Origin of the sequence: Streptomyces sp. NPDC088124, assembly GCF_040685895.1 — a bacterium.
Lineage (GTDB): Bacteria > Actinomycetota > Actinomycetes > Streptomycetales > Streptomycetaceae > Streptomyces.
Genome location: NZ_JBFBJB010000030.1, coordinates 41913 through 60145 on the forward strand (window position 1 = coordinate 41913; position 18233 = coordinate 60145).

The window sequence follows — 18233 nt, forward strand, 5'->3', positions numbered from 1 at the left end:
GGGGCTACTGACGGGCTGCTGAGAGGCGGCCGTCGAAGGTGATGTCGAAGGCGTTCAGGGCAGTCTTCCAGCGCATGGTCCAGCGGGCTTGGCCCTTGCCGGTGGGGTCCAGCGACATGATGGCCATGTAGACGCATTTCAAGGCCGCGGTCTCGTTCGGGAAGTGACCGCGGGCCTTGACCGCCCGCCGAATCCTGGCGTTCACCGACTCGATGGCGTTCGTGGTGCAGACGATGCGGCGGATCTCGGTGTCGAACCGGAGGAACGGCGTGAACTCCTCCCACGCGTTCTCCCAAAGCCGGACGATCGCCGGATACTTCTTGCCCCACGCGTCGACGAACTCCGCGAACCGCTCGAGTGCGGCTTCCTCGGTCGCAGCGGTGTAGACGGGCTTGAGGAGCTTGGCGATCTTGTCCCAGTCCTGGCGGGCGGCATAACGGAAGGAGTTCCGCAGCAGGTGAAGCCGTCAAGAAACAACGCGTGGCTTCACGGAGACGAACTCGTTGATGTGGTATGCGCATATCCGACGAGGTCCATGGCCAGTTGGCGCGACGGTTCGACGTTTTGCTCCCGCACCTGAACGAGCGGCAACGGCGTCTGGCCCTGGCGACCGAGGCCCGGCTGCTCGGGCATGGAGGCGTCGGTGTGGTTGCGCGGATAGCCGAGGTCAGCGAGACGACCGTCCGCAAGGGCGTGTTCGAACTCGAGGCCGGAGTCGATCCGCTGCCCGAAGGACGTGTCCGGCGCCCTGGCGGCGGGCGGATGCGGGCCGAGGCGATCGACCCTGAGCTGGTTCCGGCGCTGATGGCCCTGGTCGAACCGGACGAGCGCGGTGATCCGATGTCGCCGCTGCGCTGGACGACGAAGTCGCTGCGGCACCTGGCCGCGGAGCTGTCCCGGCAAGGGCACCGGGTGACCGCGCCCACGGTGGGCCGGCTGCTCAGGGAGCACGGATTCAGCCTGCAGGGCACCGCCAAGACCCTGGAAGGCGATCAGCACCCGGACCGGGACGCGCAGTTCCGCTATATCAACGAGCAGGTCCAGGAACACCAGGCCGTGGGCGAGCCGGTGATCAGCGTCGACGCGAAGAAGAAGGAACAGATCGGGCAGCTGCCGATGCCCGGACAGGAATGGCGGCCGGCCGGACAGCCTGTCGAAGTCGAGGACCACAGCTTCTTCGCCGGCCCGCACGTGGAGTCCGTCATCCCGTACGGGATCTACGACATGGCCGCGAACACCGGCTGGGTGAACGTCGGCACCGACCACAACACCGCCACATTCGCCGCCTCGTCGATCCGACGCTGGTGGCAGGCGCGCGGCCAGTACGAGTACCCCGCGGCATCCCGGCTGCTGATCACCGCAGACGCCGGAGGCTCCAACAGCTACCGCTACCGGGTGTGGAAAGCCGAACTGGCTGCATTCGCTGCCGACGCCGGCCTGACCGTTACGGTCTGTCACTTTCCGCCGGGTACGTCAAAATGGAACAAGATCGAGCACCGGTTGTTCTCCCACATCACTATGAACTGGCGCGGACGTCCCCTGACCAGCCACGAGGTCGTTCTCAACACGATCGCCGCGACCACGACCCGGAGCGGACTGCGTGTCGAGGCCGCTCTCGATGAGGGCTCCTACCCCACCGGCATCGCCGTCAGCCGTGAGCAGATCCAGGCCCTGCCGATCACCGCGCATGATCAGCATGGACAGTGGAACTACAGCATCGCCCCGACCGGCACCACCGCCTGCGCACCGCGCGCCGACGAACGGGCAAAGTCCCGCGCGCAAGCCCTGCAGATGCTCGCCGACCCCCGTCTGACCGGCATGAGCACAGACGAACTGGACGCGCTGCAGGCCCAGTTGGCTCCGGCTCAGGCCGCAGCGGCCGAACAACACCGTTACGTGCTCCGCAAAGGACGACGCGTCGCCACCACCGGCCGCAGCCGATCCCTGCTGTCAGATGCGGACGAAGTCCTACTCACCATCATCTACCTGCGGCAGGTCTGCCCGCAGAAGGTGCTGTGTGACCTGCTCGGGATGAACCCGGTCACCATCAGCCTCGGCATCAAGGCCACCCGGAAGCTGCTGGACGAACGGAAAAACAGCATCACGCCCACCGTCGTGCGCTACTTCACCCGCGCCGAGGATCTCCGCGCCTGGGTCACCGGCAGCGGCCCGGCCGAGCACGCTCCCGCGACACCGACCCGTCAGGCGCTGACGCACCCGACGCTGACCGGCATGTCCCGTGAGGCACTGCATGCCCTGCTCGAAGAGCTGATCGTGCCCTATGCCGCCGCGATCGAAGAACGCCGTCACCGCCAGCGCGGCGGCAACCGGCGTCCGGGCACCCGCGGCGGCGTGTTCCGGCAGAAGATCACCGACGGCGACCGAATCCTCGCCACGATCCTCTACCGCCGCCGCGTCTGCGGCCTCGACGCTCTCGCCGAGCTGTTCGGCGTCTGCAAGAGCACCCTTTGGAACGCGATCCGCGATGTCCTGCCGATCCTCGACGACCGCCGCATCGACATCACCCCTGCCGGACACCGCCACCCCACCGCAGCCGACCTACTCACCTCAGTTGGCGCCGATAACCACCAGGTTGTTTCTTGACGGCTTCGGTGGACCACGCAGGTCTGGACGGTGGTGCGAGGCCAGACGGTCTCCACCGCGTCGGGCAGGCCCTTGAGACCGTCGCAGACGAGCATAAGTACGTCGTTCACGCCGCGGTTCTTGATCTCAGTGAGGATGTGCATCCAGTGCTTGGCGCCCTCACCGCCATCGCCAGCCCACAGGCCCAGGATGTCCCGCCGGCCCTCGACGGTGACGGCCAGGGCCACGTAGATCGGCCGGTTCGCCACGGCACCGTCGCGGATCTTGGTTCTGTCGACGATCTTGTGATCCGGACGGTTGAGCGGTTCGTGCCGACTGTTCGCGATCATGCATCGCGTGCTCTCGTGATGTGCTTTTGGAGCTGTTTCCTTACCTGTCCGCGTTGCTCATCGAGGAGGTCGAGCGGCGGCCGGACAAGGTGGTGTTGAGGACGCGGGTGCGGGCGGCGAGCGGGTCCTGCCGGTGCGGTCGAAGCTCCGCTCGGGTGCATGGCCGGTACGTACGCAAGCTGCGTGACGTCGCCGTGGGCGGGCTCGGCGTGGTGATCGAGTTACGCATACGCCGGTTCCGCTGCGAGAACACTGCCTGCACGGCGGTGACGTTCGCCGAACAGATCGTGGGACTGACGACCCCGCACAGTCGGCAGACCCCGCTGTTGCGCGGGGTGCTGACGCGGATCGGACTGGCCCTGGCCGGCCGGGCAGGAGCCCGCCTGGCCTCCGCGGCCGGCATCACCGTGGGCAAGGACACGCTGCTGCGGCTGGTCAGAGCCCTGCCCGAACCGGAGGTCGGCGAGGTGGAGGTCCTCGGCGTTGACGACTTCGCCTTCCGCAAGGGCCGTCACTACGGCACGGTGCTGATCGACATGGCCACCCACCGTCCACTGCATCTCTACGAGGGGCGCGAGGGCGAAGACCTCGCCGCATGGCTCCGCGACCACCCCGAGGTGAAGGTGATCTGCCGGGACCGGTCCAGCGGTTACGCGGAGGGCGCACGCATCGGAGCGCCGCAGGCCGAGCAGGTCGCTGATCGCTATCATCTGTGGGCCAATCTCGGCCAGGCGGTCGAGAAGACAGTGAACGGTCATCGCTCCCGTCTGGCCGAACCGCCTTCACAACCCGCAGACACCCCCGACGAACCGCAGGTGGTCCAGCTGCCGGCAGAGCTGAAGATCGTGACTCGGCTCCGTGGACAACATGCTGCCGCACACGAGTTGTGGCAGCAGGGGATGTCGAAGGCGGGGATCGGCCGGAAACTCGGACTGCACCAGGCCACCGTCCGCAAACTGGTCAACGCCCCCTCGGCGGACGACGTCGTCGCCAAAAGCCTGCAGCGGGCGCACGTCGTCGACCCGTATGTCGGCCACCTGCACCGGCGCTGGAACGATGGCGTTAGAAACGCCACCCAGCTCTACCGCGAGATTCAGGAACAGGGCTACCCCGGAGGCGAGTTGGCCGTCCAGCGTCATCTGCGGCAGTACCGCACCGGGCGCGGACACGCACCCGATCCAGGGCCGAAGCCTCCGTCGGTCCGCGAGGTCACCTCATGGATCATGACTCACCCCGAACACCTGCGGGACGAAGCAGCCGGCAAGCTTCACCGGCTGCGTGAACGCGATCCCGAGCTGGACCGGCTCACTCTTCACGTCAGGAACTTCGCCGTCATGATGACCGCACGCCACGGCGACCGCCTCGAGGACTGGATCACCGAGGTCGAACGAGACTCCCTCACCCCACTCGCGGGCTTCGCCCGCAACCTCCGCCGCGACTTCGACGCCGTCCGCAACGGACTGTCCCTTCCCCACAGTTCCGGCGCCGTCGAAGGCAACATCAACCGGCTGAAGATGCTGAAACGGCAGATGTTCGGCCGGGCCGGCCTCGATCTCCTTCGCAAACGCGTCCTGCTCGCGCGATGAGTCCAGCCCGTCCGGATCACAAGATCGTCGACAGAACCGATCTTCACGTGGATCGCGTCGATGAAGATCACCGGATAGACGGCGTCGAGGGGCCGGTTCTGCCACTCGGCCATGCCGTCCATGACCTTGTCGGTGATCGTGGAGACGGTCTGGCGGGAGACTTCGGCGCCATAGACCTCAGCCAGATGGGCCTGGACCTCACCGGTCGTCAGACCCTTCGCGGACAGCGAGATCACTATCTCGTCCACCCCGGACAGGCGCTTCTGCCGCTTCTTGACGATCTTCGGCTCGAAGCTGCCCTCACGGTCGCGGGGCACGGCTATCTCGACCGGGCCGACGTCCGTCAGCACGGTCTTGGCCCGGGTCCCGTTGCGGCTGTTGCCGCCGTTCTTCCCGGCAGGGTCGTGCTTGTCATAGCCGAGGTGGTCGGTGATCTCGCCTTCGAGGGCGGACTCCAGGAGCCGCTTGGTCAGCTGCTGGAGCAACCCGCCCTCGCCGGTCAGCTGCAGGCCCTCGGCTTGGGCGCGGCCGACCAACTCGTCGATGAGCCGGTCGTCCACCTTCTTCGCCGGCTGCGGCTCAGCGGAGTTGACGGACTCGGCCTCGGTCACGTTGTCGCTGGTCATCGATGCATCTTCCTTGATCAGGAGTTACACCGATCGTTTTACAGTCCCCCTCCCGGCTGCGCCCGGCCTTCTTCAGGGCGGCGTACACCGTCCGGGTGCTCGTCTCGTAGTCGCGCGCAAGCTCGGCGCCGGTGAGGCGTTCGTCGTGGCTGCGCCGAATGAGCGCCTCCGCGTCGGGCAACCGGTCCGTGGCCGGGCCGATCGGTTCGGCCGTGATGTCGGCTTCGATGCGGCGGCCAGTGCGAGCAAGGTGGCGGTACGACGGTCGATTCGGCATGTGTCGAGTATAAAAATATAAAACACCGTATGTAAGTGAATATCCAGTTCGCTGACATGCAGTCGGCCAGGACGCAGGCTGCCCTTCACCGTCCTCAGCTCCACGGGGCTCTGTCCCCAGCGCGTCTGCCTTGTGATTCAAAGTCAGGCGGACAAGCCGTTCAAGGTGCTCCCACCACAGGTTCGAAGCGGTCAGTCTGCGTTCATCGTTGCCGTCGCCGTGCAGGTCGAACTCGCCCCCGCCGCCGGAGGACCCTGGGCTGGTAGCAGTCGGACCACCAGCGTGCCCGCTACTGGGCAAGGAGATCCGTGGCGGTCTTGGCCAGGAGTTCGGCGGACATACGGATGTTGTGTTAAGAACCCGGATTATCCGTCAAGGAAGGGGCGGCACTATGGACACCTCCTATGCCTTGGTACTTCAGTCCGTGATCACGCAGCCGCTTCAATACGGCGAGATACACCCGGGTGTCTCTGCCGCCGACGGTCTTGGAGAAGGTGATGCGGATAGGGCAGCGAGGACACTGCAAATACAAGTGATCCGAACTGGTTCTCCCCAGCTGGAACCCTTGCCGTCGAGCGGCCTTAGCGAGATCCCGCAACCGCCCGTCGCGAATCCCTTTTTGTGGGTTTTGAGTGGACATGTAGACCTTTGCTATCAGAATATGCTCTGAGGAAGGGCAGTTGGGAGAAGCCGTAGGAGTCGCATCGGCGTCCTGGTGGTCAGCCCGGTTCGGCGGCTCAGCACGTAGCACCGGGTGCCCGGAGACCAACGAGCTCGCTCAGGGGCCTGCGGACCTTCGGGACCATCTGCCCTGGGGCGGAGACGGCAGCGGCTCGGGGGGCGTCGGCGAGACGGCACAGGTGACCTCTGGCGAACGGGGAGCCCGAGGTCGGGTGGAGGATGACTGTCAGACAAGAGGAGCGCGACTTGTCGTTCCCTCGCCGCGGCCGTGGGGAGCAGGGCCTGAGCCCGCGCGCCAGACCGAGGCTGTGTTGTGGACCGTGTAGCAGTGGTCCGCCAGCTGCCGCTCTGGCGGTTTGGCAGTGAAGAGGGAGCCCATGCACGGAGGTCTCCGCCGCGGCGTCCCCGTGGTGGCAGAGGGGCGCGGCGGCTGGTCGACCGGGTTGGGAAGAGGCTGTCGCCGCGGTGTCGCCGACGCTCTCAGGAGCAGCCCCACCAGGGTGGGGAAGACGCATGTGACAGGGCGGCCAAGAAGCGGCGTTCGGGTGCAGCCCCACCGTGGTGGGGAGGATTCCAGAGCGAAGGAGGCCAGGGCCGCGCTTTCAGGGACAGCCTCACCGGAGTGAGGATAACGCTGGGTGATCTGCGCTCTGTGCGGTGTCCGGATCATACGGGTCGCCAGTCCTCGTCGGCAATCGGCTTGGTGAGCAGCAGTCCGCATCCGTAGGCCTTCGAGGGGCCGAGGCCCTGGGCGAGCGCTTGGTGGAAGGTCTCGGGGCTCTGTACCGTCCCCCGCGCCCGGAACATGCGGGAGATCACGGTGATGGCATGGTTGCCGTCCTTGACACCGGTGATCCGTTCTCGCGTACCGACCTGGATGTGATGGGGGGCGACGTCGACGCCCTGGCCGGCGAGGCGGCGGCTGAGCCAGGCCCCGCATTCGGCGACGGTGGTCAGCGCGAGGCGGCGCCGGGTGGTGGTGTCGCGGTACGAGGGGTTGGCGATGATCTTGATGTCCACCTGTTGCCCGAGTTCGTACTCGTAGTCGACGGGGAACACGTTCGCCTGGGTCAGGCGGCCGCTGTCCAGTAGCGGCCGCCAGTCCGGCTGATCGGGGGACTGGACCACGACGGCCTTGGGCGGGCTGGCGACCTGGTGGCGCTCAGTGTGCGGGCGGGCGGGGCCGCGGTCCGCGGCGTACAGGACGAAGCGCGGCCGTTCGGTGGGGACAGTGGTGCTCAGGTCGGGGTGGCGGAAGCCGGCGAGGACGAGTTGGTGGAGCCGGTTGACGTTGCGGCACTCGGTCTGTTCGGCGGCCGGCAGGACGAGAGCGGAGCGCCATCCCTGGTAGGCGCGGTGGACGGCGGCGGGAGGTGGGGAGGGGCTGGTCACGCGGTGTCTCCTGGGGGCGGCGGGGTGGTGGGGCGTACGCGGCGTAGCTGCAGGTGCATCAGGTGGTGGCCGCGTTCCAGGAAGGTCGTGGGGACTTGTTCGGCGCTGGCCATGGTTCCGGGGCCGGGCGGCGACTCGGTCCACGTGCGGGGGTTGGGGTCGGATGCCTCCGGGAGCAGTGGGATCTGCTCGGGCCAGGAGGCCGGGGGGAGCGCGGTGGTGCCGTGGTAGATCGGGTGGGTGGGCGGAAAGGAACGTCTGCCGAGGTAGAGCGACCGGGCTGGCTGGGCGAGGGCGGCGGCGATCTCGGCGGCGAGGTCCGTGTTGGGGGTGCTGAGGCCGGCGAGGAAGGCGGCGTCGGCCAGGTACTGCTTGTAGATCAGGACGGTTGTGCGGCCGGTGGCCGTTTCGGCGGCGTGCAGGGTGCCTGCGGGGTCCGGCTCGGGGCTGCGGGGAGCCCCGTACTTCGAGGGGATCTTGGTGGCGGGGGAGGGCTGGCCGCCTCCGGCTGTCTGGTGGTCCACGCTCGTGCGGCCGGGGCGGTCCGCGCGGACGGCGAACTGCAGTGGCGCGAGGGCGCTGAGGTCGTTGTCGCGCGCGTAGCCGAGGGCGTTGGCGACGAGGCCGACCACGCCGGATTTGGTCGGGCGGACGGTGGTGGCGCGTTCCTCCCACTGGGAGGTGGTGCCCCAGGACTGCATGGGGGCGGACAGCCGCATCAGTACGGTGGGCATGTCAGTGGTCCTCCACGGTGAGGACGTCGGGAAGCGGCGGGGCCTCGGATCCGGTCGGTGAGAGCCAGCGGGCGGTGCCGTCCTTCAGGCGTGCGGCGTGGGTGAGGTAGGAGGCGAGCCGTTCGGCGGCTTCCTCGCCGGCCGGCGGGTCGATGGCCGTCTCGTAGGCGGCGGCCGCGGTCAGGGCGATGTCGCTGGTCGCGGCGATGGCCAGGGTGGGCAGCGCCGCGGATCCGGTGCGGCTGCTGCGGGCGTTGGGCAGCGTGTAGGTGATCGCCGTGGTGAACAGGCGCTCGGCGTGCTGGGCAGCCGCCTCGACCTCGTCGTGGCCGGCGCCGGAGGCGGCGAGGTTCTCACGCAGCTGGTGGCGGTTGAGGCAGGCCCAGCGGTAGAGGGTGCCGGAGGACAGGTGCTGGGCACCGATCATGCCGGCGCCGCCGATGATGCCGCCGGTGTTCCAGTCGTCGAGGGCGGTGAACTCGTCGGTGAGCAGGACGTGCGGGTCGACGGACAGGGCGTGGGCGACGTTGACCGCGGAGCGGATCACGCCGCCGGGTATCTCGGCGAGGAAGCGTCCGAACAGGGCGATGTCCAGGGCCAGGCCGGGGCTGAATGCCTCCCGGGCAGCCGCGACAAGGACGGAGGACAGAGAGTCGGTGAGATCGGTGGCCGGGGTGTCCTCGGGTGCGGGCTTCTTGCGGCCGCGGGCACGGGGGCCGTTGCGCAGACCGGTGGTGATGCGCGCCTCGGTCTCCTTGCGGGGGACGTCGGTGTCGTCCCAGTGCGCGAGCATCACTTCGGCCAGCCGCCTCGGGGCGCTGGCGGGGACGTAGGTCATGGCCCGCGTCTTGTCGGGCTCGGCCGGATCGACGCTGATGCCGGCTGCGATCACGGCCAGGAGGGCGGCGGGCACGGCGTCGGCGGGGTCGATGCCCCTCTCCTGGAGACAGAGCGCGGTCTGGAAGGGCAGGAGGCGGGAGCTCGCGCCCTGCTCGTCGAGCCGGCTGTGGGCGCGGATCCAGGTCCGGGCGGGCCGGATCAGGGCCTGGGAGGAGACCCGCAGCCGTTCGGTGCCGCCGTAGAGCAGAGTCTTGGGCAGGCCGTCCATGTCCCGGTTGAGGCAGACCCCGGCCACGGTCGTCAGGCTGTGTACGACGACCAGGTTGCCCTCGGCGCCGGTGGTGTCGATTATGCGATAGGGGGTGGCGGTGGGCGCCGGGCCCATGGGGGTGGTCATGCGCTGATCGGGTCCTTGTCCTGGTCGTTCACGGTCGGGGAAGGGGCGCCGGGTGTGGTGCGGCGGGTGGGGGCGGTGAAGAACAGCTCGGACCAGCGCGTGCGGACGGCGCGGTCCCAGGTGGCGAGGTCGTCGAAGAGGCTGCTCCAGCGAGGGGCCATCTTTCGGCTGGACGCGTAGCGGACCTGCCGCACGAGGTGAGGGCGCAGGGTGTCGACGGAGGTGGTGCGGACGATCACCTGGAGGGCTGCGCGGGTGGCGGGGTGGGTGGGGCCGAATTTTCTGCCGGAGCCGAAGGCCCGCATGAGACGGGGGAGGTCGGCCCCTCCGTAGAGGGGAGCGCGCCGGTTGGTGCGGTGATGGACGGCCATCAGCGCGGCGGTCAGGATGCCGGCGCTGTGGTGTTCGGGGGCGAGAGACCGGGTGACCAGGGCGACCACGGGATTGTCCGGCTCGGGGCGGCGGGCCCAGCGTTCCAGGTCGGCGATGACGGGGCGCATGTGCGGGCTGGCCAGCCACCGGCCCATCTGCACCACCAGGGCGTGACCGGGGCTGTCCGCGTAGGCGCTGTCTCCTCCCGTGCTGTCGTCGACGTCGGGTGAGGGCAGCGAGGGCGGGGCGGAGACCGTGGTGAACAGGTCCTCGTCAAGGTCGCCTGCTCCAGGCAGGGTCACGGCGGCCAGTGCCGCGGTGCGAATGCCGTCGCGGACGGGGTCACCGCTGGGCGCGGCGCCGGCCTGCTGGACCAGCATCTGGTCCCGTTGGGGGCCGGAGAGGTCCATGAACTCCTCCTGGAGCAAGGCCGCGGACCCGAACGCGGGCGGCAGGGTGGTTCCGGTGGCCGGGTCGGTGCGGCGGCTGGGTGTGACGAGGCCGGCGCGCTGCCGGAAGGACATGAGGGCGCGGGCGGCGTCCGTGCTGCGGGGGTCGGCCAGGGCCGAGGCGGGGATGTGGATCCGCCGCTGGTGAAGGATCTTCCGGTTGCTCGTGGCGAGGCCGATGGCCATCACGTCGGGCGCCTGGCCGGTCGCGGTGACCGCCGTCCGCGCGGCGTGGGCCCAACTTCCCGGGGGGGCCTTGTCCCACAGCGCCAGCAGCGGGGCGAGGTCGTCGTCGGAGGTGATCCCTTCCGCGGACAGCTGCTTTCCCCGCTCGGTGCCGACGATGTCGCGGCTGCCGTGGCGGACACTGATCGGCACGTCCGCCTGCTTGGTGACGCGCCACCCTTGGGCGGTGATGACCCGGGCGACCATGCCGTCGGCGTCGGGCAGCAGCAGCATGCGCCGGATCATCCAGGTCAGGCCGTCGCACTCGCTCTCGGGCAGGAACTCGGCAGTCCCCGCAACGCGCGGGGTGTAGGTCCAGTGCCCGCGGCCGGGACCGTCGGCCACGGGCATGAGCCGCCAGGCCAGCAGCTCGGCGACGCTTCCGGCCGGCTGCCACATCACGCCGCCGGAAGCGGCGGTTGGCCGGCCGAAGCTGGAACCCGGCCCAAACACGGAGGTCTTGGCGGAGATCCGCCCGCCCACTGCCCACGTCTGCTGGATGAGCAGCAGTTCCGCGGCCCGGCGCCCATCCACGGGGACGGAGGCGTACAGGTGGCGGTGGTCGGACAGCAGCGGGCGCCCGATCGCCGCTGTGAGGTCGAGATACAGCACCGGCACGGTCGCCTCGGGACGATGCGCGACGTCGTGGAGGGCGCCGTCCTGGAACAGCGGCCGGCCGGGGGCGAACAGCTCCAGGTCCGCCGCGTGCTCGCGCACCCAGGAGAGGGCCGCGGACAAGTCGATGCCGGTGGTGATGTTGTCCCAGTAGGCGGTGTCGTCGGCGGGTGCGCAGCCCGCGCTGTAGGCGATGGCGGTGAGCAGCCGGGCGGTTGCTCCCCACAGCAGTGGGTCCGCGGCTCCGAGCCGCAGACCGCCGGCGTCCTCCAACACCTCGGCCAGGGAACACAGGTGCGTGCGGCCGGTGGCGTCGACCACGGTGACCCAGGGGCGCAGGGCGAGGCTGAAGCTTGGGCGGGCGTTCACGCCGGCACCTCCGCATGGGTGCCGGCGTGCGCGTCGAGCTGATCGGCGAGCTCGGTCAGCGCACGGGCGTCCGCGCTCGCGCGGGCGAGCGCCTGGGTGTTGGACGCGGACCGCAGCATCCGCGCCAGCCAGGCCTCCTCGGTCGTTCCGGAGGCGTAGACGTAGACCGCCCGGGCATGCTGTCCGTCGCGTGAGGCGCGGCCTTCGGCCTGCAGAGTCCGCTTGCCGCCGGTGAGGACGTCCGCGACCACGGTGGCCCGGGGCGCCGAGGTGGCGTCGGTGCCCCGGCCGTCGACATTGCGCTCGCCGGCGTGCAGGTTGATCCCTTCCAGCGCGTTGAAGACCACGACCTTGCACTGGCCCAGCTGGAAAGCCTGGCGCTTGCGCTCCCGAAGCCCGACGTTCTCACCGGTGATGTCCACGACCCGGTCGGGCAGGCCACGGGACTTCAGCTCCCACGCGATGTGCTCCACCAGCGCGTGGACCGTCTCCAGGAACCAGGTGGGGACACAGACCTGGTAGCCCTCCGCGACCAGGTCCGCGACCACGGCCGCGACCTGGGGAACCTTCAGGAACGACGCGCGCTGGACCCGGCGCAGCGCGCGCTGCCGCCCCTCGCCCTGCACCGCGCCGTCCGTGACGTCGGTGGCGAGGCCGACCGCTTGGCGGAACTCGTGCCACGCCTGCGTGTATTTACGATGGTCCGCCGCCGACAGCTCCACCGGGCGCAGCTCGCGGGCCTGGTCGGGCAGGCCCAGCTCCCGGGGGGACGAACTCGCTCCCACTGGGCTGTCGTAGAGCAGTTCCTTGACCCGCTCCACATCATGGGCGTTGTCGACGTGGTGCCACCGGCCGCCGGTACCGGTATTCACCTCGAAGCCGCACTCGCCGCGCAGCCACTCGAGGTAGTCGCCCCGGTCGACGTCGCCCGGCTCTTCCGCACCGGTGACGTACGCGATCAGGTCGGCGGCATACTTCGTTTCGTGCGGAGCGGTGAAGGGCGTCGCCGACAGCCGCAGCCACCACGGACACTTTCCCCCGGCCGTGTCCATGATCCGTGTGTGCAGACGTGAGCGGATCGACATCGGGTCGGCGAGGATGTGGGACTCGTCGGTGACCACCGCCCCGAAGCCGACCCGGCACCGGCCCGACTGCGCGGCGAGCGCGGCGGCCTCGTCCGCGGGAAGGGACGCCAGCGGATGCCACGAGTGCTCGAACAGCCGCCACATCTGCTCAGGGTTGATCACCACCCAGCGCTGCGCGCCCGTGCCGAAGTAGTCGATCGCGGCCCGCCAGGCCGGCACCACGCTGAGCTTGGTCACCACGAGGACCGTTGTTACGGGCAGGCCGGACAGGGTGGTGACAGCCATCGGTGTCTTACCCGACCCGGTCGGATCGGCCAGCAGAAATCCCGGAGCCCCGTCGGTGAAGGCCGCCCGCATCTTCTCCACCCTGGGGCGCTGGTAGTCCCGCAGCTCCGGGTGCTTCCGCTGCCGAGTAAGCGCGGGGGGCACGCCGTTGAGGACGTCCTGGACCAGCCGCTCCCACGAGTGGCGGGGAGCAGCGAAGTCGGCGAGCGCGGGCGGAAGCCGCTGCCCCCGGTAGACCGGCAGACCCCACTGGGCATGCCGGGTGACGCCCGGGTATGCGGGGCATCCCGTGCTCAGCACGTGATGCGGCTGCGGGATGCCTGGCAGAGCGGGCGAGAATATCTCCAACGAACTGAACTCTCCGTACTGCACCGCTGATTGGGCGGTCGGTGGCTGAGCCGACCCTGTGGTCTGCGCTCTCTGACGGGATGGGGCCGGGGCGTGGCTGCCCGGTCGGGTACTCATGCGGCCCCGCTCAGGGCCCGCCGCACGCGGCGGCCTCCTGACGGGTGAGGGACCGGCTGAGACGGTGCAGGTCGCCGCGGGTGCCGCCGAGCGCGCTGGTCACCGCGGCAAGACGACGGTCGGGATACTGCGTGAACTCGGTGACGGCCAGCGCCAGTCATGGAAGGGGGGACTCCGGTTGATGGTGTGATCTGCTGTGAGAGCTGCCGCGGTCCTGCTGGTGCTGCGGCAGCCTGTGAGAGGTCTGGCGTGGGGTGACTTGGCGCCGGCCAGCTGCGGAAGGCCGAGCCGAGCCGTCGGCTAGACGATGTGGCGGAGGTGCTCGCGGACACGCTGCTCATCGCGGCGGCTCACCGCCGCGTAGATGGAGATGGCCTCGTGGTAGAGATCTCGTGCCGTGCTCGCGTGGCCGAGGTCGCGGAGGGTGTGGCCGAGAAGCTCACGGCTGTGGGCGCGCCAGCGCGCCGACCCGGCAGCGTCACACTCGGTGATGGCCTGCCGGCCCTTCTCCTCGGCGTCGCCGGGCTCGCCCTGGACGGCGTGGGCGCGGGCGAGCCATGCGAGCGCCCGGGCGGCATCGAAGTGGTCCTCGATGTCGAGCAGTGTCGTGCGGGCCGTGCTGAGCGTTTCGATTGCCGCGGCCGGGCGACCCAGTTCGAGCTGGGCCTGGCCGAGGCAGACGTTGGTGATCGCCACTGCCCGCGTGCAGGTGAGACGGTGGTTCTCGGACTCGCTCGTGCTGCTGAGCTCGATGCGCTGCTGGCGGGCCTGGAGGAGAAATCCCTCCGCGGCGGCGGGATGACCTCCGTGGAGGTTCACGGAGCCGAGCTCGTGGAGTGCCTGGGCCTCGGCGCGACGGTCGGATTCCTCGCGGGCGATCCGTAGGACAGCCGCGAACGTCTGCGCGGCGGCCTCGAACTCGCCGGCGCCGCGCAGCCCGACCCCCCACGTGTTGAGCATCTCGACTTCGGCCTCACGGTCCCCGCAACGGCGCGCGGCCCGCAGACCGAGTTCCTGGCTCGTGGACCACAGCTCGTAGTCGTGGGACGAGCGGAGCAGCGGCCATATGGCGTGGGCCAGCTGCCAGGTGGATCGGTCCAGGCCCGCGGCAGCCGCAGCGCGCACCGCGTGCAGCAGGTTGTCCCGCTGCGCATAGAGCCAGTCCAGGGCGGCGGCTTCACCCTCGAACACGATCAGCTCGGCGGGCGGGAAGACGTAGTCCCGGCGCAGGGGGCGGTGTGTGGGCGTGAGGAGCTTCTCGGCCGTGCTCGCGGTCGTCAGGTAGAGATCCAGGGCCCGCTGCAGGATCTCCTCCGCTTCCCCGACGACGGCCTCCCGCGCCGCTCGGTCCCGGGCATGGGCGCGGGCGGCGTCGTGGAAGCGGTAGACGCGGCCGCGGGAACCTGACTCCTGGCGGAGTTCGATGAGGTTCCGCTCGTGCAGGAGTTCCAGGACGCCCTTGGCTTCCGCGCCGGTCAGGTTGCAGACGGCGGCCGTGAGCGGCACGTCGAAGTCGACGGTGAACACGCTCGCCATACGTCGGTAGACGGCCGGGGCGGGGGTGCCGCGGCGAAGTGACCAGTACGACTGGTCGAGGGCGTGGTTCACGGCCGCCTCCTGACGGGCGATGGAGGGATACGAGACATCTGCTGCGGTACTGCTCTGGGCTGTGGACATCAGCTCGGCGAAGGGCCGGTCCAGGTCCGCGGCCAGGTGGGTCACCGTCAGGGCGAGAGCCATGGGCGAGCCTGCGGCGCGTCGAGTGATCTGTGCCGCGGCACCGGCTTCACGGGCTACACGGTCCTCGCCGAGACAGCGGGCGAGGTACTGCCGCGCGGCTGCCTCGTCGAAGGGATCCAGCCTGTGCAGCACGGCGCCGTCCGGGACGAGCTCGGCCAGGCGGTTCCGGCTGGTCACGACGACCAGGTGGCCCCTTCCGCCCGGAAGGAGAGCCCGGACCTGGGCTGCGTTGCCGGCGTTGTCGAGAAGGACGATCGAGAGCCGGTCCGGCTGCGAAGCCGTTGCCGACCGCCACCAGGCAGCCAGCTCCTCCGCGGATGCGGGCTGCGCGCCGGGGCGCAGCGCGCGCAGGAACCGGGTGAGAACCTCACTGGTGGCGGCTGGGCCCTCAGGGGCGCAGCCGCGCAGATCCGCGTAGAGCTGGCCCCCGCCGTACTCGGGGGCCACCTGGTGGAGCAGCCGGTTCGCCAGCGTGGTCTTGCCGACACCGCCGGGCCCGTTGATGACCACCACGCGCACCGCGTAGTCAGGCAGCTCCCCGATCCGGTTGATCAGGGCGGCGAGGTCGGACTCCCGGTCGGTGAACGTGGCCGGCACCGGCAGCAGTTGCCGGGGGACCAGCGGGGCGACCGGTCCTGCCCCGTGGAAATGGACACCCCCGCTGATCAGGCCGGCCTGGACGCTGGGCCCGTAGAGCGTGCTGTCCGAGACCCGGTTATGGGTGCCCGGACCCGGCACGGGCACAAGCAACGGCGGTGGGGCGCCGCCGCCCCCTGCGGGATGGGCGGCGGTCACAGGGCATCCGCCAGGGCGCGAAGCCGCTCGGCGTCGGCCGGGCTGATGCCCGCGTACAGCTCCGCGGCCTTCTGGAAACACGCGCGTGCGGCTTCGCGTTCGCCGCGGTCTTGGCGCGCCCGGCCGAGCAGGTCCAGGCCGCGGGCCTGCCACCGCGTGCTCCCCGCCGCGGTGAGCACCGCGAGGCCCTCTTCCATCTCCCCGACGCCGGCGTCGCTGTCGCGGGCGAGGACACGGGCGTGGCCCTGGAGGACCAGCGCGCGGGCGGCGTCGTACGGGTCGTCGGCCTCCAGCAGCATGGTGCGTGCCCGGTCGAACAGGTCCAGTGCCCGGCGGGGCTCGTCGGCGAGGGCGATCTCGCCGACCACGATCGTCGCCAGGGCGACCCCGCGGGGATAGCGGCACTGCTCCCACAGGGTGATGGCCTGGGCCAGGAGCGGACGGGCCTGGTCCGGGCGGCCGGCGTCGTGATGGCACGCTCCCAGGCCGAGCAGGGCCTGGCCCTCGTCCCGGGCATCGTGCTGGTCGCGGGCCGCGTCGAGGGCCTGCCCGTACCAGTCGATGGCCTCGTCGAGGCGTCGCGCGGAGCTCAGGCCGATCGCGCCGGAGGCGAGCATCTGCCGTACGGCCGCCGTGTCGCCGGTCCGGCGCGCGGCTTCCAACCCGATCTCGTGAGCGGCGATCCACAGCTCGTAGGGGTGTCGGCGAAGGAACAGCGGCCAGAAACTGTCGACGAGCTGCCAGACGAGGTCGTCCCATCCGGCCGCTTCCGCCGCGTCCAGGACGTCCAGGAGGCTGACCTCGAGCGACTCCAGCCACGCCAGAGCGCCGGTGTCGTCGTCGAAGGGCGCCGCGACGGCCGGAGCGGCGACGGTCATCGAACGCCGGAGCGTGGCCTGGGCGGGTGTGAGGCGGAACTGGGCGTGCGTGGAGATCGCCAGGATCCACTCACAGAACCGGCGCAGCACGAGACGACGATCCGGGTCCGGGTCGTGGCGGACGGCCAGGGCTCGGGCATGCTCGCGTGCGACGGGGAGCAGCCGATACCGGACGCGGGACCCGCGTTGCGGGAGCGGCTCCAACAACTGCTGCTCATCGAGGATCTCCAAGCCCCACTCGGCATGGCCGTGCGACGTCCGGCACACGACCGCGACCATGTCCGGGTCGATGTCGGTGACCGGGAGCAGACCGAGCACGCGGTAGATGTCCTGATGCTCTGCCTCCAGGTCCTGGTAGGTCTCGTCGAGTGCCGCGTTGGTGAGCATCATGGGTTCCTCAGGGTTCGCAGGGGCGGGGGCGGAGGACGAGCGGGTCAGAGCGCCGGCGACGGCGTCGACGGAGTGCTGGGGGCGTGCGGCCAAGCGGGCGCCGGCCAGGACCAGCGGAAGCGGGAGCCGGTGGACAGGCCTCGGCCAGCAGGGCGGCGGCCTCGGGTGCTGAGGCGATCGGGTGGTCGCCCGCCATGCGGGCGAGGAGTTGAACGGCGGCGGGCAGAGAGAAAGCCCTGAGTGGGTGGAGGACGGCGCCGTCGACAGCCAGGTCCCGCAGCCCGGACCTGCTGGTGACGACGGTTGAACTGGCGGCGCCGGCCGGGAGGAGCGGCCGGACCTGCGCGGGATCGTCGGCCCCGTCGATCAGAACAGCCACCGTCCGCGCGGCGGTGACCGAGCGCCACAGTCCGGTCAGTTCCGCGAGGTCCGCCGGCTGCCGGTCGATGCCGACGGCCCGCAGCCACCGGCGAAGGACCACCGCCGGCGTGACCGGCTTCAGCGGACCGGACAGGTCGGCGTAGAACTCACCATCGTGATGGCCCTGTTGGGACAGCCACTGGGCGGCGAGCGTGCTCTTGCCGACGCCGCCGATCCCGCTGATGACGAAGAGGCAGGCCCCCGAAGCCCGGGCAACGTCCAGGAGGAGCCGGTCCTCGTCGCGATCGGTGAAATGCCTTACTAAAAAGGGAAGCTGCCGTGGAAGGGGCAGCGGTGCAGCCGGGACGTGATGGTGGATGCCGCCGAAGACCGTATGGGCCTGCACTGCCAGCCCGGTCAGCTGGGCCGAGCCGCCGATCTCGTTCACCTGCACACCATGCTCCTTATCCTCTGCGGTGATCGGCCAGGCTCGTCCAGGCGGGCTTGGCCCGTCGGCTGGAGGAGTAAATATCGACTGTTCACGGTTTGGGATCACGGACCGTGCCGATTGTCACGGTGCCCTGGGGATACTGCTTGTGGATCTCGTTCTTGGCCTGCTTCCTGGCGTCGTCCTCGTTGTCAGCCTTGACTGTGACGCACTTCGCCACCGCAGGCTTATTCAGGCTTCGTATCTGCGCGGTCACTCTGAAGAATTTCTTTGCCATGCTTCTACTCCGTG

At 69.9% G+C, this 18233-nt stretch carries 12 protein-coding genes and 3 pseudogenes; 2 read left to right on the top strand and 13 right to left on the bottom strand.

Translation table 11 applies throughout. The annotated features are described in order from the left end of the window. Positions 1-4: 4 nt before the first annotated feature. Positions 5-463 (bottom strand): annotated as a pseudogene (locus AB0P17_RS24410) (transposase); the annotation flags it as partial. Between the two features lie 50 nt (positions 464-513). On the opposite strand from AB0P17_RS24410, the gene AB0P17_RS24415 reads away from it, so the two are divergent. After that, positions 514-2604 carry an ISAzo13 family transposase gene (locus AB0P17_RS24415; RefSeq protein WP_365814024.1) on the top strand — a complete coding sequence of 697 codons (2091 nt, stop codon included), beginning with the start codon at positions 514-516 and terminating at the stop codon, positions 2602-2604. Between the two features lie 8 nt (positions 2605-2612). Here AB0P17_RS24415 and AB0P17_RS24420 read toward each other — a convergent pair. Further along, positions 2613-2870, bottom strand: a pseudogene (locus AB0P17_RS24420) (transposase); the annotation flags it as partial. Between the two features lie 89 nt (positions 2871-2959). Here AB0P17_RS24420 and AB0P17_RS24425 point away from each other — a divergent pair. Continuing rightward, positions 2960-4519 carry an ISL3 family transposase gene (locus AB0P17_RS24425; protein WP_365814025.1) on the top strand — a complete coding sequence of 520 codons (1560 nt, stop codon included), beginning with the start codon at positions 2960-2962 and terminating at the stop codon, positions 4517-4519. Between the two features lie 41 nt (positions 4520-4560). Here AB0P17_RS24425 and AB0P17_RS24430 read toward each other — a convergent pair. The 11 genes and pseudogenes from AB0P17_RS24430 to AB0P17_RS24480 all read right to left on the bottom strand — a co-directional run. Further along, positions 4561-5145, bottom strand: a pseudogene (locus AB0P17_RS24430) (transposase); the annotation flags it as partial. After that, entirely contained in the window at positions 5099-5422 is a 324-nt protein-coding gene (locus tag AB0P17_RS24435) for a hypothetical protein (RefSeq protein WP_365814026.1), read from the bottom strand. The gene AB0P17_RS24435 and the pseudogene AB0P17_RS24430, both read right to left, overlap by 47 nt. 1347 nt (positions 5423-6769) lie before the next feature. Further along, on the bottom strand, positions 6770-7495 hold the full coding sequence (gene cas6e, locus AB0P17_RS24440; protein ID WP_365814027.1) for a type I-E CRISPR-associated protein Cas6/Cse3/CasE: 726 nt from the start codon (positions 7493-7495) through the stop codon (positions 6770-6772). Next, complete coding sequence (cas5e, locus tag AB0P17_RS24445) at positions 7492-8229, bottom strand: type I-E CRISPR-associated protein Cas5/CasD (protein WP_365814028.1); 738 nt, start codon at positions 8227-8229, stop codon at positions 7492-7494. The genes cas6e and cas5e overlap by 4 nt, the downstream gene beginning before the upstream one ends. A 1-nt stretch (position 8230) precedes the next feature. After that, positions 8231-9466 (bottom strand): type I-E CRISPR-associated protein Cas7/Cse4/CasC, encoded by a 1236-nt coding sequence (locus AB0P17_RS24450; protein ID WP_365814029.1) that lies wholly within the window; start codon positions 9464-9466, stop codon positions 8231-8233. Beyond that, entirely contained in the window at positions 9463-11496 is a 2034-nt protein-coding gene (locus AB0P17_RS24455) for a type I-E CRISPR-associated protein Cse1/CasA (protein WP_365814030.1), read from the bottom strand. Before AB0P17_RS24455 ends, AB0P17_RS24450 begins: the two co-directional genes overlap by 4 nt. Further along, the gene (locus tag AB0P17_RS24460) at positions 11493-13166 is read right to left on the bottom strand and encodes a DEAD/DEAH box helicase family protein (RefSeq protein WP_365814031.1); all 1674 of its coding nucleotides are present in this window, start codon (positions 13164-13166) and stop codon (positions 11493-11495) included. The genes AB0P17_RS24455 and AB0P17_RS24460 overlap by 4 nt, the downstream gene beginning before the upstream one ends. A 465-nt stretch (positions 13167-13631) precedes the next feature. Continuing rightward, on the bottom strand, positions 13632-15809 hold the full coding sequence (locus AB0P17_RS24465; protein WP_365814032.1) for an ATP-binding protein: 2178 nt from the start codon (positions 15807-15809) through the stop codon (positions 13632-13634). A gap of 53 nt (positions 15810-15862) precedes the next feature. Beyond that, positions 15863-17134 carry a tetratricopeptide repeat protein gene (locus tag AB0P17_RS24470; RefSeq protein WP_365814033.1) on the bottom strand — a complete coding sequence of 424 codons (1272 nt, stop codon included), beginning with the start codon at positions 17132-17134 and terminating at the stop codon, positions 15863-15865. 7 nt (positions 17135-17141) lie between these two features. Further along, positions 17142-17948: a hypothetical protein gene (locus AB0P17_RS24475; RefSeq protein WP_365814034.1), complete on the bottom strand. Its 807-nt coding sequence runs from the start codon at positions 17946-17948 to the stop codon at positions 17142-17144. Between the two features lie 85 nt (positions 17949-18033). After that, on the bottom strand, positions 18034-18219 hold the full coding sequence (locus AB0P17_RS24480) for a hypothetical protein (protein WP_365814035.1): 186 nt from the start codon (positions 18217-18219) through the stop codon (positions 18034-18036). Positions 18220-18233: the final 14 nt, after the last annotated feature.

Bases quoted from the DNA above. Each gene is read 5' to 3' on its own strand.
- AB0P17_RS24470 (WP_365814033.1), bottom strand. From the start codon at position 17,134: ATGATGCTCACCAACGCGGCACTCGACGAGACCTACCAGGACCTGGAG.
- AB0P17_RS24435 (WP_365814026.1), bottom strand. From the start codon at position 5,422: ATGCCGAATCGACCGTCGTACCGCCACCTTGCTCGCACTGGCCGCCGC.
- cas5e (WP_365814028.1), bottom strand. From the start codon at position 8,229: ATGCCCACCGTACTGATGCGGCTGTCCGCCCCCATGCAGTCCTGGGGC.
- AB0P17_RS24450 (WP_365814029.1), bottom strand. From the start codon at position 9,466: ATGACCACCCCCATGGGCCCGGCGCCCACCGCCACCCCCTATCGCATA.
- AB0P17_RS24480 (WP_365814035.1), bottom strand. From the start codon at position 18,219: ATGGCAAAGAAATTCTTCAGAGTGACCGCGCAGATACGAAGCCTGAAT.
- AB0P17_RS24415 (WP_365814024.1), top strand. From the start codon at position 514: ATGCGCATATCCGACGAGGTCCATGGCCAGTTGGCGCGACGGTTCGAC.